At 71.9% G+C, this 13,504-nt stretch carries 10 protein-coding genes; 5 read left to right on the plus strand and 5 right to left on the minus strand.

Annotated features, from left to right (window positions below):
- Positions 1-397 precede the first annotated feature (397 nt).
- From P3T41_RS32040 to P3T41_RS32050, 3 genes are all read right to left on the minus strand, one after another.
- Entirely contained in the window at positions 398-1,897 is a 1,500-nt protein-coding gene (locus P3T41_RS32040; RefSeq protein WP_280694160.1) for a CoA-acylating methylmalonate-semialdehyde dehydrogenase, read from the minus strand.
- A gap of 225 nt (positions 1,898-2,122) precedes the next feature.
- A complete protein-coding gene (locus tag P3T41_RS32045; RefSeq protein WP_280694101.1) occupies positions 2,123-2,611 on the minus strand; it encodes a hypothetical protein in 489 nt (162 codons plus the stop codon).
- A gap of 147 nt (positions 2,612-2,758) precedes the next feature.
- Positions 2,759-4,297 carry a gamma-aminobutyraldehyde dehydrogenase gene (locus P3T41_RS32050; RefSeq protein ID WP_280694102.1) on the minus strand — a complete coding sequence of 513 codons (1,539 nt, stop codon included), beginning with the start codon at positions 4,295-4,297 and terminating at the stop codon, positions 2,759-2,761.
- Between the two features lie 219 nt (positions 4,298-4,516).
- Here P3T41_RS32050 and P3T41_RS32055 point away from each other — a divergent pair, with 219 nt between their 5' ends.
- Positions 4,517-6,160: a PucR family transcriptional regulator ligand-binding domain-containing protein gene (locus P3T41_RS32055; RefSeq protein WP_280694103.1), complete on the plus strand. Its 1,644-nt coding sequence runs from the start codon at positions 4,517-4,519 to the stop codon at positions 6,158-6,160.
- Positions 6,161-6,190: 30 nt separating this feature from the next.
- Here the strand turns inward: P3T41_RS32055 and P3T41_RS32060 are convergent, their stop codons facing one another.
- Positions 6,191-7,549 (minus strand): aspartate aminotransferase family protein, encoded by a 1,359-nt coding sequence (locus tag P3T41_RS32060; RefSeq protein ID WP_280694104.1) that lies wholly within the window; start codon positions 7,547-7,549, stop codon positions 6,191-6,193.
- Positions 7,550-7,689: 140 nt separating this feature from the next.
- Positions 7,690-9,135 (minus strand): gamma-aminobutyraldehyde dehydrogenase, encoded by a 1,446-nt coding sequence (locus P3T41_RS32065; protein ID WP_280694105.1) that lies wholly within the window; start codon positions 9,133-9,135, stop codon positions 7,690-7,692.
- Between the two features lie 298 nt (positions 9,136-9,433).
- Between P3T41_RS32065 and P3T41_RS32070 the strand changes: the two genes are divergently transcribed.
- The 4 genes from P3T41_RS32070 to P3T41_RS32085 all read left to right on the plus strand — a co-directional run bounded on the left by P3T41_RS32070 (position 9,434) and on the right by P3T41_RS32085 (position 13,502).
- Complete coding sequence (locus P3T41_RS32070) at positions 9,434-9,907, plus strand: Lrp/AsnC family transcriptional regulator (RefSeq protein ID WP_035846077.1); 474 nt, start codon at positions 9,434-9,436, stop codon at positions 9,905-9,907.
- The gene (locus P3T41_RS32075; RefSeq protein WP_280694106.1) at positions 9,904-11,298 is read left to right on the plus strand and encodes an aspartate aminotransferase family protein; all 1,395 of its coding nucleotides are present in this window, start codon (positions 9,904-9,906) and stop codon (positions 11,296-11,298) included. The genes P3T41_RS32070 and P3T41_RS32075 overlap by 4 nt, the downstream gene beginning before the upstream one ends.
- Before the next feature lie 260 nt (positions 11,299-11,558).
- Entirely contained in the window at positions 11,559-12,284 is a 726-nt protein-coding gene (locus P3T41_RS32080; RefSeq protein WP_280694107.1) for an ABC transporter ATP-binding protein, read from the plus strand.
- A gap of 60 nt (positions 12,285-12,344) precedes the next feature.
- Positions 12,345-13,502, plus strand: coding sequence for a hypothetical protein (locus P3T41_RS32085; RefSeq protein ID WP_280694108.1), 1,158 nt, complete (start codon positions 12,345-12,347; stop codon positions 13,500-13,502).
- Positions 13,503-13,504: the final 2 nt, after the last annotated feature.

A 13,504-nucleotide genomic window follows, 5' to 3' on the forward strand; every position in this document is an offset into this window, starting at 1 on the left:
CCAACCTTACCAGGTCTTCCGCACCGCTTCGGCCTCAGGAGGCCTTCGCCGTACCGGACCTGACGGCCCGTCCGACGTGTTGAACTTTAGCCCAGTCCCGCTCCGAAAAGCGAATCCAGCCGCACTCACCGAATTACCGGCACAGCAAAACAGACCAGCTCCGACAGTGCGCGAAAAGCAACACGTCGAAAGCAGGACGTTGTACTGAGAGATGGTGTTCCAGGAGAGTGGCCGCCCCGGGACCGTCCGCGCAGACGCGTGTCCGGTGCTCCCTGCCGAGCGACTAGGACACGCTACGCCTTTCACGGCCCGCATGCAAACGGCACATGAACGGCACCGGCCGGCCGGCCCCGTGGGGTCGGCCGGCCGGTGCGGGCAGGGCGTTGTCGACGTCCGCTCAGCTGTTGGTCGGGAAGCCGAGGTTGATGCCACCGTGCGAGGGGTCGAGCCAACGCTGGGTCACGGCCTTGCCCCGGGTGAAGAACTGCACGCCGTCGGGGCCGTACGCGTGGGCGTCGCCGAACAGCGAGGACTTCCAGCCGCCGAAGGAGTAGTACGCCACCGGGACCGGGATCGGCACGTTGATCCCGACCATGCCGACCTCCACCTCGTGCTGGAAGCGTCGGGCCGCGCCGCCGTCGTTGGTGAAGATCGCGGTGCCGTTGCCGTACGGGTTGGCGTTGATCAGCTCCAGGCCCTCCTGGTAGGAGGACACCCGGACCACCGAGAGCACCGGGCCGAAGATCTCGTCGTTGTACACCGACATGCCCGGCTTCACGTGGTCGAAGAGCGTGGGGCCCAGCCAGAAGCCGTCGGCGGTGGGCTGACCGTTCACGTCCTGGTCGGCGATCGGGTGCTTTCGGCCGTCCACGGCCAGCTCGGCGCCGTCCGCGAGGCCGGACTCCACGTAGGAGGTGACCTTGTCGCGGTGCTGGCCGGTGACCAGCGGACCCATCTCGCTGTCGCCATTGCAGCCGGGGCCCACCTTGAGGCCGGCGATCCGCTCCTTGATCTTCTCGACCAGCTGGTCACCGATCGGGTCCACCGCGACCAGCACCGAGATCGCCATGCAGCGCTCGCCGGCCGCGCCGAAGCCGGCGTTGATCGCCGCGTCGGCGCTCAGGTCGAGGTCGGCGTCGGGCAGCACCAGCATGTGGTTCTTGGCGCCGCCCAGCGCCTGGACCCGCTTGCCGTAGCGGGTGCCGGTCTCGTACACGTACCGCGCGATCGGGGTGGAGCCGACGAAGCTGACCGACTTGACGTCCGGGTGCTCCAGCAGGCGGTCGACGGCGACCTTGTCCCCGTGTACGACGTTGAAGACGCCGTCCGGCAGCCCGGCCTCCTTCCACAGCTCCGCCATGAAGTTGGCCGCCGACGGGTCCTTCTCGGAAGGCTTGATGATCACCGTGTTGCCGGCCGCGATGGCGATCGGGAAGAACCACATCGGCACCATCGCCGGGAAGTTGAACGGCGAGATGATGGCGACGGGGCCGAGCGGCTGGCGGATCGAGTAGACGTCGATGCCGGTGGAGGCCTGCTCGGTGAAGCCGCCCTTGAGCAGCTGCGGGATGCCACAGGCGTACTCGACGACCTCCTGGCCACGGGCCAGTTCGCCGAGCGCGTCCGAGTGCACCTTGCCGTGCTCGGCCACGATGATCGCGGCCAGCTCGTCCTTGCGGGCGTTGAACAGCTCGCGGAAGGCGAAGAGGACCGAGGTGCGCTTGGCGATCGAGGCGTTGCGCCACTCGCCGAAGGCGGCGGCGGCCGCGGCGACCGCCTGGTCGACCTCGGCGATCTCGGCGAAGTCCACCTGGCCGGCGATCTGTCCGGTGGCCGGGTCGTAGATGTCGCCACGGCGGGGGGCGGCGCCGGCAGTCGGCACCGGGGCACCGTCGATCCAGTGGACGACGTGCTTCGGTGCGCCGGCCTGGCGCTCAGTGGGCGTGTTCACAGTTCCTCTGCCTCCAGGGGTCAGGCTCAGGTCGGGCTCAGGTCAGGCTCAGCGGGGGCTATCGCGCTCAGCATCCAGTCTGGTCCGCGCTCCGGGGCCGCTCAACGAGCACACTGACGGGCATACCCCGATCGGTCTTACAGCCCGTCGGTCCACCGCGACACCGGCGCCTCACAGGTGCTCGCCGGGCCCGCCCAGCCCAGCTGCCGCCTCGTGCAGCGCGAGTTCCAGCGGCACCGGGTCGGTGAGCCGCCCCGAGCCGTCCGGCGCCACCAGCCAGCTCGGCCCCGGACCACGCCGGGCGGGGTGCGGGACCACCACCCACGCCCCGGCGCCCGCCGCCCGCACGCCGGTGCCCACCCACCGCGCGGCGGTACCGACCGGGACGAGGAACCCGAGGCTGTCGTCCCCCGGGTCGAAGAGCACCGGGCCGGCGCCGAGCAGTCTGCGCCGGCCCGGGACCACCGGCGGCTCCAGGAGCAGGCGCAGCGCCGGGCGGCCGAGCCTGCCGGGGACCAGGAGCACGTCCCAGCGCCGTCCGGCCGGCAGCAGCGCCAGGCCCGAGGCCGTTCGCTCCCACTCCCGTCGGCAGGCCTCGGGATCGAGTGCGGCGCCGGCCAGCCAGGCCAGTGCGGCGGCGATCGGTCCGGTCTGCTCCATGGCCAGCGCTCCCGTCGTTCGGACGGCGGGCTGTGTCGGCCGCCGCTCTGGTTGGAGAGATGGGCTGGGGCGCGGACTCTTACAGCGATCTCGGGCAATGATCTGCACGGCGGCCGGCGCGGGCGGCGGGTCTGCCGGGGGGGGCGGTCAGCTCCGGTCGCCGAAGACGGTGCGGTGCCAGTCCTTGCGCGCCACCGCCGTGGTGTCGAACATGACGTGCTTGACCTGGGTGTACTCGTCCAGCGAGTACTGCGACATGTCCTTGCCGTAGCCGGAGGCCTTGTACCCGCCGTGCGGCATCTCGCTGATGATCGGGATGTGGTCGTTGACCCAGACGCAGCCGGCCGCGAGCTCCCGGGTGGCCCGCAGCGAGCGGTGCACGTCACGGGTCCAGGCGGAGGCGGCCAGGCCGTACGGCGTGTCGTTGGCCAGCCGCAGGCCCTCGTCGTCGCTGTCGAACGGGAGCACCACCAGCACCGGGCCGAAGATCTCGCCCTGCACCACCTCGCTGTCCTGGGCGACGCCGGTGATCAGGGTGGGCGCGTAGTAGGCGCCCAGGCTCAGGTCGGTGCCGTCGTGCCCGGTCGCGGGTGCCAGGCCGCCGGTGACGATATCGGCGCCGTAGCCGCGCGCCCGCTCGACGAAACCGGCCACCCGGTCGCGGTGCGCGTACGAGACCAGCGGCCCGAGGTCGGTCTGCGGGTTGCGCGGGTCGCCCAGCCGGATGGCGGCGAACAGCTCGGCGACCCCGTCCACGAAGGCCTGGTAGAGCGGGCGCTGAACGTAGGCGCGGGTGGCGGCGGTGCAGTCCTGGCCGCTGTTGATCAGCGAGCCGGCCACCGCCCCGTGCACGGCCGCCGTCAGATCGGCGTCCTCGAAGACCACGAACGGAGCCTTGCCGCCGAGCTCCAGGTGGGTGCGCTTGACGGTCGCGGTGGCCAGTTCGGCGACCCGCCGGCCGACTCCGGTGGAGCCGGTGAAGGAGACCATCGCGACGTCGGGGTGCGCGACCAGGCGTTCGCCGGCGGTCTTCCCGGTGCCGGTGACCACGTTGACCACGCCGGCGGGCAGGCCGGCCTCGGTGCAGGCGCGGGCGAGCATCAGCGAGGTGAGCGGGGTGAGCTCGGCGGGCTTGAGGACCACGGTGTTGCCGGCGGCGACGGCCGGCAGGATCTTCCAGGCGGCCATCTGCAGCGGGTAGTTCCACGGGGCGATCGAGCCGACCACGCCGATCGCCTCGCGGCGCACGTAGGACGTGTGGTCGGCCGAGTACTCGCCGGCCGCCTTGCCCTCGAGGTTGCGCGCGGCGCCCGCGAAGAAGGCGGCGTTGTCGATCGTGCCGGGCACGTCGAACTCGCTGGAGAGCTTGATCGGCTTGCCGGTCTGGGCGGTCTCGACGTGGGCGAACTCCTCGGCCCGGTCGGCCAGCACCGCGCTGAGCCGCAGCAGCGCCTCGGCCCGGGTGCCGGGGGTGGCGCGGGACCACTCGGGCAGCGCGGCCTTGGCGGCGGCCACGGCGGCGTCGACGTCGGCGCCCGAGGCGAGCCGGACCCGCTGGACCGTGCTGCCGTCCGCCGGGTTGATCACGTCATGCGGCTCGTCACCGGTCCCGCTGGTGAGCCGGCCGCCGATGTACTGGGCGCCGTCCGCGAAACTGCTCAGATCCACGACACTGCTGCGGTCCATGGGTTCGGTCTCCTCCAGATGTCCGTTCCGGGCCATTCCACCCGCTCCGGTGCGCCGAACGATGCCCGCCGGTCCCACGACCGGGCAAGGGTCACCCCGACAGCCGAGGCGCCAAGAGCCTTACAGAATGCCAGGCCCGCAGGAGGGCAACAGGTCGTCATGGGGATGCATGATTCAGCTGACACCTTGTTCCCTGTCCCCGAGGTCCAGGAGGCCGCCATGCTGCCCACCGTCGCCCGTGTGCTCGATCTGGACGTGATGCGCCGTGGTCTGCCGCAGGTGGTGGCCGGGGCCGACCGGCTGGAACGCCCGGTGCGCTGGGTGCACGTGAGCGAGCTACCGGACGTGGCCGGCATGCTGCAGGGCGGCGAGCTGGTGCTGACCACCGGGATCGCGCTGCCCGAGGACCGCGAGGGGCTGGCCCGCTACGTTCGGGAGCTGGTCGAGATCGGCGTGGCGGGGCTCGTGGTGGAGTTCGGCCGCCGCTACTTCGACGCCCTGCCGCGGGCCTTGGTGCACGCCGCCGAGCAGCGCGGCCTGCCGCTGATCGCGCTGCGCCGGGAGCTGCGCTTCGTGGCGGTCACCGAGGCGGTGCACGCGCTGGTGGTCAACGCCCAGCTGGAGCAGTTGCGGGCCTCGGAGGCGGTGCACCAGGTCTTCAACGAACTGGCGGTGGAGGGCGCCGAGCCGGCCGAGGTGCTGCGGCAGATCGCCCGGATGGCGGGCGCGCCGGTGGTGCTGGAGAACCTGAGCCACCAAGTGCTGGCGCACGACCCGGCCGGGCGCACCGAGGACGAGCTGCTGGACCGGTGGGAGCGCCGCTCGCGCGCGGTGCGCCCGGCCGGCCGGACCGGCTACGACCCGCGCAGCGGCTGGCTGGTGACGGCGGTGGGCGCCCGGGGCGAGGACTGGGGTCGGCTGGTGCTGGTCGAGGAGCCGGGGCCGCTGCCCGACCAGGAGTCGCACCCCTGCACGATGCTGCTGGAGCGCGGGGCCGCGACCCTGGCGCTCAACCGGCTGCTGGTGCGCGACCGGGAGAGCCTGGAGCGGCAGACCCATCGCACGCTGCTCGCCGGGATCATGACGCACGCGCTGACGGTCAGTGAGGTCGCGCTGCGGGCCCAGGCGTTGGGCGTGCCGCTCGACGGGCGGCGGCTGGTCGGCGTGGTGCTGCGCCGCCGCGGCGGAGCGCTGCCGGCCGCGCTGGAGGCGCAGGCCCGGCTGCGCGACTTCACCGAGCTGGCGGCCGCCGCAGCACGCGGCAGCCGGCTCTCGGCGCTGGTCGGGGCGCTGGACGACGAGGGGGTCGGCCTGCTGATCGCGCTCGGCTCGCAGCAGAACGAGCACACCGCGCTGGAGGCGTTCGCGGCGGCACTGCGCCGGCTGGTGACGGACAGCGGCAAGGAGACGGCGACGCCGGTGATAGCGGTCGGTTCCTCGGTCGGGTCGGTGCGCGACGCCCGGCGCAGCCTGATGGAGGCCACCCAGGTGGCGGACGCCGCACTGCACGACGCGCCCGGCGCCCGGGCCGCCTCGTACTACCGGCTGCCGGACGTGCGACTGCGCGGACTGCTCCACCTGCTGCGCGACGACGCACGGCTGCAGACCTACGTGGAGCGGGAGCTGGGGCCGCTGCTGGCGCACGACGCGGAGCACGGCTCGCAACTGGTGCAGTTGCTGCGGGTCTACCTCGAACAAGGCAGGAACAAGTCGGCCGCGGCAGACGCTGCGCATCTGTCGCGGCCGAGCTTCTACGACCGGCTGCACAAGGTGGAGCGGATCCTGGCGGTGGATCTGGACCAGGTGGAGTCCTGTCTCTCCCTGCACGTCGCCCTGCTGGCGCTGGACGCCGTCCGGCGGTGACGCGGACCGGCCGGCGATCGGGGGGCGGTCTCAGTTCACGTGCGCGTCGGCCAGGGTGAGCGCCTCGTCGAGCACGGCCAGGCCCGCCTTGGCCTCGTCGACGGTGACGGTGCACGGCGGCACCACGTGGAAGCGGTTCATGTTGGTGAACGGCCAGAGCCCGCGCTTCTTGCAGGCCGCTGCCAGCTCGGCCATCGGGGCGTTGGCCGCACCGCTCGCGTTGTAGGGGACCAGCGGCTCCCGGGTGGCCCGGTCGCGGACCAGGTCGAGCGCCCAGAAGACGCCCAGCCCGCGCACCTCGCCGACCGACGGGTGGCGCTCGGCCAGCTCGCGCAGCCCGGGGCCCAGCACGGTCTCGCCGATCAGCTTGGCGTGCTCGACGATGCCCTCCTCGGCCATCGCGTTGATGGTGGCCACCGCGGAGGCGCAAGCCAGCGGGTGGCCGGAGTAGGTGAGCCCGCCGGGGAAGGGCCGCTCGGCGAAGGTGGCCGCGATCTCGGCGCTGATCGCCACGCCGCCCAGCGGGACGTAGCCGGAGTTGACGCCCTTGGCGAAGGTCAGCAGGTCGGGCACGACGCCCCAGTGGTCGGCGGCGAACCACTCGCCGGTGCGGCCGAAGCCGGCCATCACCTCGTCCAGGATGAAGACGATCCCGTAGCGGTCGCAGATCTCCCGGACGCCGGCCAGGTAGCCGGGCGGCGGGATCAGGATGCCGGCGGTGCCGACCACGGTCTCCAGGATGATCGCGGCCACCGTGCCCGGGCCCTCGAAGGCGACCGTCTGCTCCAGGTGGGCGAGCGCGCGCTCGCACTCCTGCGCCTGGGTCTCGGCGTGGAACGCCGAGCGGTAGAGGTGCGGGCCCCAGAAGTGGACGACACCGGTGGCGCCGGTGTCGTTGGGCCAGCGCCGGGGGTCGCCGGTCAGGGCGATCGCGTGCCCGGTCGCGCCGTGGTACGAGCGGTAGGTGGAGAGGACCTTCTGCCGGCCGGTGTGCAACCGCGCCATCCGCACCGCGTTCTCCACCGCCTCGGCACCGCCGTTGGTGAAGAAGATCTTGTCGAGGTCACCGGGCGTGCGCTCGGCGATCAGCCGGGCGGCCTCGCTGCGCGCCTCGACGGCGAAGCCCGGCGCCAGGGTGCAGAGCTTGGCGGCCTGCTCCTGGATCGCGGCGACCACCTTGGGGTGCTGGTGACCGATGTTGGTGTTCACCAGCTGGGAGGAGAAATCGAGGTAGCGGTTGCCCTCGTAGTCCCAGAAGTACGAGCCCTCGGCGCCGGCCACCGCGAGGGGGTCGATCAGGGCCTGGGCGGACCACGAATGGAAGACGTGCGCGCGGTCGGCGGCCTTGACGGCCAGCCCGGCGGCGGGATCGGCAGTGGGGATGCTCATGGCCGCCAGCGTAGGCAACGGGCGAACCGACGAGGAGCGCCATCTTGTCAGGTGGTCACCGGGAACGGCGACAGGATGGAAATGGCCCCGGGGAGGTGCTCCCCGGGGCCGTTTTTCTTCTGAGCGGTCCGGCCCGACGATCAGATCGCGGTCATCACGTGCTTGACCCGGGTGTAGTCCTCGAAGCCGTACGAGGACAGGTCCTTGCCGTACCCGGACTTCTTGAAGCCACCGTGCGGCATCTCGGCGACCAGCGGGATGTGGGTGTTGATCCAGACGCAGCCGAAGTCCAGCCGGCGCGACATCCGCATCGCGCGGGCGTGGTCCTTGGTCCAGACCGACGAGGCGAGCGCGAACTCGACCCCGTTCGCGTAGCCGACGGCCTGGTCCTCGTCGGTGAACTTCTGCACGGTGATGACCGGGCCGAAGACCTCGTTCTGGATGATCTCGTCGTCCTGCAGCAGGCCGGAGACCACGGTCGGGGCGTAGAAGTAGCCGGTCTCGCCGACCTGGTGGCCGCCCGCCTCGACCTTGGCGTGGGCGGGCAGCCGCTCGACGAAGCCGGCCACCTGCTTCAGCTGGTTGGCGTTGTTGAGCGGGCCGTAGAGCACGTCCTCGTCGTCCACCCCGCCGGTCTTGGTCTCCGCGGCGGCCTTGGCCAGCGCGGTCACGAAGGCGTCGTGGATGGACTCGTGCACCAGCACCCGGGTGGCGGCGGTGCAGTCCTGGCCGGCGTTGAAGAAGCCGGCCACCGAGATGCCCTCGACCGCCTCGGCGATGTCGGCGTCCTCGAAGACCACCACCGGGGCCTTGCCGCCGAGCTCCAGGTGCACCCGCTTGACGTCCTTGGCGGCCGACTCGGCGACCTGGATGCCGGCCCGGACCGAGCCGGTGATCGACGCCATGGCCGGGGTGGCGTGCTCGACCATCAGCTTGCCGGTCTCGCGGTCGCCGCAGAGCACGTTGAAGACGCCGGCCGGCAGCTCCAGCTCGGCCAGCACGCCGCCGATGATCTCGGCCAGCAGCACGGTGGAGGCCGGGGTGGTGTCGGAGGGCTTGAGCACCACGGCGTTGCCGGCCGCGATGGCCGGCGCGAACTTCCAGACCGCCATCATCATCGGGTAGTTCCACGGCGCGACCTGGGCGCAGACACCGACCGGCTCGCGACGGACGATCGAGGTCATCCCGTCCATGTACTCACCGGCGGCCTTGCCCTCCAGCAGACGGGCGGCGCCGGCGAAGAAGCGGATCTGGTCGACCATCGGGCCGATCTCCTCGGACTTGGTCAGCCCGCGCGGCTTGCCGGTGTTGCGACACTCGGCGTCCACCAGCTCGTCGGCCCGGGTCTCGACCGCGTCGGCAATCTTCAGCAGCAGCTTCTGCCGGGTCGACGGCGTGGCGTCGCGCCAGATCTCGAAGGCGGCGGCGGCCGCGGCCATCGCGGCGTCGACGTCGGCCGCGCCCGACAGCGGGGAGGTCGCGTACGCCTGGCCGGTGGTGGGATCGACGATCTGCAGGGTGCGGCCGTCGGCCGCATCGACGAACTGGCCGTTGATGTAGTTGCGCAGCGTACGAAGGTCGCTCACGACTCTCTCCTCGGGTTGCGGTCGGCGCGGTGGCGGCCGATCCGTCGGGGGGCTGTGCCAGTGGGGCCGCGGGCCCGGGCGCCGGGTGGCCGGGCTGGGCGGGACACGGTCCACTGGTGGGGAGCGTACGCCCCGGGGGGACGCGCGCGCGTGACCTCGCCAGAGTAGCCCGTTCCATGCTGTTCTCGGCAGAGTCGTGCATGTATCGCAATGAAATCCGTGCTGTTTTCCGAGCCGCGCAACGAAATCAGCAGCGCAGGCACTTGCGAACACTTCGTCGATCAGGCACAGTGGCCGCGTGGCCAACCGCGACCGGAACAGCAGCGTTCCCCTCGACTCCGTCTCCAAGGCGATCATCGAGCAGCTGCAGGAGGACGGCCGCCGGGCTTACGCGACCATCGGCAAGGCCGTCGGCCTCTCCGAGGCCGCCGTCCGGCAGCGGGTCCAGAAGCTGCTCGACCAGGGCGTGATGCAGATCGTCGCCGTCACCGACCCGCTGACCGTCGGATTCACCCGACAGGCGATGGTCGGGATCACCGTCGAAGGTGACATCGAGCCGATCGCCGACGCACTGGCCGCCATGGACGAGGTCGACTACGTGGTCTGCACCGCGGGCTCGTTCGACCTGCTGGCCGAGCTGGTGTGCGAGGACGACGAGCACCTGCTCGAAATGATCAACAAGCGAATCCGTGCGCTTCCCGGCGTGCGGAGGACCGAGAGCTTCGTTTACCTGAAGCTCCGGAAACAGACCTACACCTGGGGCACCCGATGAGCGCCGACCCGGCACCGAAGGACCTTTCGAAGACCGCCTACGACCACCTGTGGATGCACTTCACCCGCATGTCGTCGTACGAGAAGTCCCCCGTACCCACCATCGTCAAGGGCGAGGGCACCTACATCTGGGACTCCAACGGCAAGAAGTACCTCGACGGCCTGGCCGGCCTGTTCGTGGTGCAGGCCGGCCACGGCCGCGAGGAGCTGGCCGAGGCCGCTGCCAAGCAGGCCAAGGAGCTCGCCTTCTTCCCCGTCTGGAGCTACGCGCACCCGAAGGCCGTGGAACTGGCCGAGCGCCTGGCCAACTACGCGCCGGGCGACCTGAACAAGGTCTTCTTCTCCACCGGTGGCGGCGAGGCGGTCGAGACCGCCTGGAAGCTCGCCAAGCAGTACTTCAAGCTGACCGGCAAGCCGACCAAGTACAAGGTCATCTCCCGCGCGGTCGCCTACCACGGCACCCCGCAGGGCGCCCTGTCGATCACCGGCCTGCCGGGCCTGAAGGCCCCGTTCGAGCCGCTGGTGCCGGGCACCCACAAGGCCCCGAACACCAACATCTACCGCGCCCCGGCGTTCCTCCAGGGCCCCGACGGCACGGTGGACCCGGAGGCCTACGGCCGCTGGTGCGCCGACGAGATCGAGGTCGCGATCCTCAACGAGGGCGCCGAGACCGTCGCCGCCGTCTTCGTCGAGCCGGTGCAGAACGCCGGTGGCTGCTTCCCGCCGCCGCCCGGGTACTTCCAGCGGCTGCGCGAGATCTGCGACCGGCACGACGTGCTGCTCGTCTCGGACGAGGTCATCTGCGCCTTCGGCCGGCTGGGCACCATGTTCGGCGCCGACAAGTTCGGCTACCAGCCCGACATGATCACCTGCGCCAAGGGCATGACCTCGGGTTACTCCCCGATCGGCGCCACGATCATCTCGGACCGCCTGGCCGAGCCGTTCTACAAGGGCGACAACACCTTCCTGCACGGCTACACCTTCGGCGGCCACCCGGTCTCCTCGGCGGTCGCGCTGGCCAACCTGGACATCTTCGAGCGCGAGGGCCTCAACCAGAAGGTCCTCGACAACGAGGCGAACTTCCTCGGCACCCTGAACAAGCTGCGCGACCTGCCGATCGTCGGCGACGTGCGCGGCAACGGGTACTTCTACGGCATCGAGCTGGTCAAGGACAAGGTCACCAAGGAGTCGTTCAACGACGACGAGGTGGAGCGCGTGCTCTACGGCTTCCTGTCGAAGGCGCTCTTCGACAACGGCCTGTACTGCCGCGCCGACGACCGTGGCGACCCGGTCATCCAGCTGGCCCCGCCGCTGATCTCCGACCAGTCGACCTTCGACGAGATCGAGCAGATCCTGCGGACCAGCCTCACCGACGCGTGGGCCAAGATCTGATCGCCAAGGCGATCTGACCCACCCTCGCCCCGCGGGGCGGTCCCGCGCAGCCTCCTCCTCAGGGCTGCCGGGACCGCCCCGCGGTGTTTTTCCCACTGATCTGCTGATAGTTCGTCCGGGTTTACCCCAGCTGGACCCCGTGTGCCGCAACCGCAACACGACCTTGTCGTTCTAATCTGACGACTGTCATTCCCCTGCCCCGTGCAGCACCCGCGGTGCGGCACCCGGGCAGAGCTCTCTCGGACCGGCGGAGGAATTCCATGTCAGCGGCCCCGCCCGACAACGACGTGCTGTGGGCCCGGGGGATCGTCAAGTCCCACCAGGGGACCCCGGCGCTGCGGGACGTCTCGATCGCGGTCCGGGAGGGCGAGGTGCTCGCCATCACCGGTGCCCGCGGCTGCGGCAAGTCCACCCTGCTCGGCTGCCTCTCGGCGCTGCTGCCGGTGGACTCCGGGGAGGTCTGGTTCAACAGCTCACCGGTCCACACGCTCAGCCGGGCCGGGCGGGAGAAGCTGCGCCGCGACCGGTTCGGCTTCGTCGGCTCACAGCCCCACCTGGTCCCGGAGCTGACGGCCCGGGAGAACGTCGCCCTGCCCCTGCTGCTCGCCGGGGCCGGCCACAAGGCCTCCTACAGCGCCGCCGACGACTGGTTGGAGCGGCTCGACGTGACCGACAGCGCCAAGCGCCGCCCCGCCGAGCTGGTCCAGAGCCAGCGCCAGCGGATCGCAGTGGCCCGCGCGCTGGCCCCGCTCCCCCGGGTGGTCTTCGCCGACGACCCGACCGCGCCACTGCACCGCGAGGCCCAGGACCAGGTGCTGCGGATACTGACCAGCGCGGCCCGCTCCCACCAGCTCACCCTGGTGCTGGCCACCCACGACCCGGAACTCGCCAAGTACGCGGACCGGACGGTGGCCCTGGTCGACGGCCGCACCCCCGCTCCGGCCACCCCGGTACGGCGCGCGGCGGCAGTGGTGGCCGGGCAGTGAACAGCCCCGTGCCGGGCAGCCGCCCAGCCCTCGCGCTCTGACGGACTGAAGGACTATCAGGTGTTCTATCTCCGCCTGGTCAGGGGATACCGGGTCCTGGACCTGGGCCGCTGGCTGCTCACCGCCACGGCGGCCGCCGTGGTGGCCGCCTTCCTGCTGCGGGCGCTCGGCCGCGCCCTGAGCGACCCGCCCGGCGCGCACGCCACGCTGGAGCGGCTGCTCTGGTGCCTGCCACCGCTGCTGGCGATCGGCTGGTTCACGGCCATCGCGGCCCGCGCGCTGCCCACCCAGCGGCCCGAGCGGATGGCCGGGCTGACCGCCGCCGGTGCCGGGCCGCGGTGGATCCGGCTGCTGATCGCCGGTGAGCTGGCGCTCGCCTGCGCGCTGGGCGCGGTGGCCACGCTGCTGCTCTTCCTGGTGCTGCGCAACAACATCGCGGGGCCGAGCCTGGCCCCCGAGCTGGGCATGGGCGTGCCACTGCCGCCCGCCGCACCGGTGGCCCTGCTCGCGCTGCTCCCGCTGGCCGGCGGCCTGGCCGCAGCCGCCGCGGTCCGCCCCGGTGAGCGGCTGCCCGGCGGCGAGGAGCCGGACCGGGCCCGCCACTTCGGGCCGGTGCGCACCTCGGCGGCCGTCCTGCTGACGATCGGCGGCATCCTCACCGAGCTCTACGCGCTGCGCCCCGCCGCGGCCTACGACCCGCGCACCCTGGGACTGCCCGCCGACCTCGGCCACACCAACGCCGCGCTGCTGGGCGGCTGGGCGGTGGCCACCCTGGGCCTGGCGCTGCTGACCGGACCGCTGCTGGCCGGCACCGGGTGGCTGCTGGCGCTCGGCCGCCCCAGCCCGCAGCGGCTGCTGGCCGGACGCGGGCTGACCGGCGCGGCGCGTGAGCTGAGCGCGCCGCTGGCGATGCTGGCCTTCACCGTGGCGGTGGTGCTGACCTCGGTCCGGCACTGGGTGGCGCCGGGAGCCGAGGGCACCGGGCTGCTGCCGGCCGCCGAGGCACTGCTGACCACCGGCTGCATGGTGGGGGCGGTGCTGGCCCGGCTGGCCGAGCTGCGAGCCCTGCGCCGCCCCGGCAGCACCGCGCTCCTGCGCCTCGGTGCCTCGCCCCGACTGCTCTTCGGCGCCGCGATGCTGCGCTGGGCGGCCGCCGGCAGCGTGGTGCTGGCCACCGGCGCACTGACCGCGGTGCTGGGCGCCGGGATGCTGACCTGAGG

It is taken from the genome of Kitasatospora sp. GAS204B, assembly GCF_029892155.1.
Classification (GTDB): Bacteria; Actinomycetota; Actinomycetes; order Streptomycetales; family Streptomycetaceae; genus Kitasatospora.

Excerpts from the sequence above, each read along its gene's own strand:
- P3T41_RS32045 (WP_280694101.1), bottom strand. The coding sequence starts at position 2,611 with ATGGAGCAGACCGGACCGATCGCCGCCGCACTGGCCTGGCTGGCCGGC.
- P3T41_RS32050 (WP_280694102.1), bottom strand. The coding sequence starts at position 4,297 with ATGGACCGCAGCAGTGTCGTGGATCTGAGCAGTTTCGCGGACGGCGCC.
- P3T41_RS32055 (WP_280694103.1), top strand. The coding sequence starts at position 4,517 with ATGCTGCCCACCGTCGCCCGTGTGCTCGATCTGGACGTGATGCGCCGT.
- P3T41_RS32060 (WP_280694104.1), bottom strand. The coding sequence starts at position 7,549 with ATGAGCATCCCCACTGCCGATCCCGCCGCCGGGCTGGCCGTCAAGGCC.
- P3T41_RS32075 (WP_280694106.1), top strand. The coding sequence starts at position 9,904 with ATGAGCGCCGACCCGGCACCGAAGGACCTTTCGAAGACCGCCTACGAC.
- P3T41_RS32080 (WP_280694107.1), top strand. The coding sequence starts at position 11,559 with ATGTCAGCGGCCCCGCCCGACAACGACGTGCTGTGGGCCCGGGGGATC.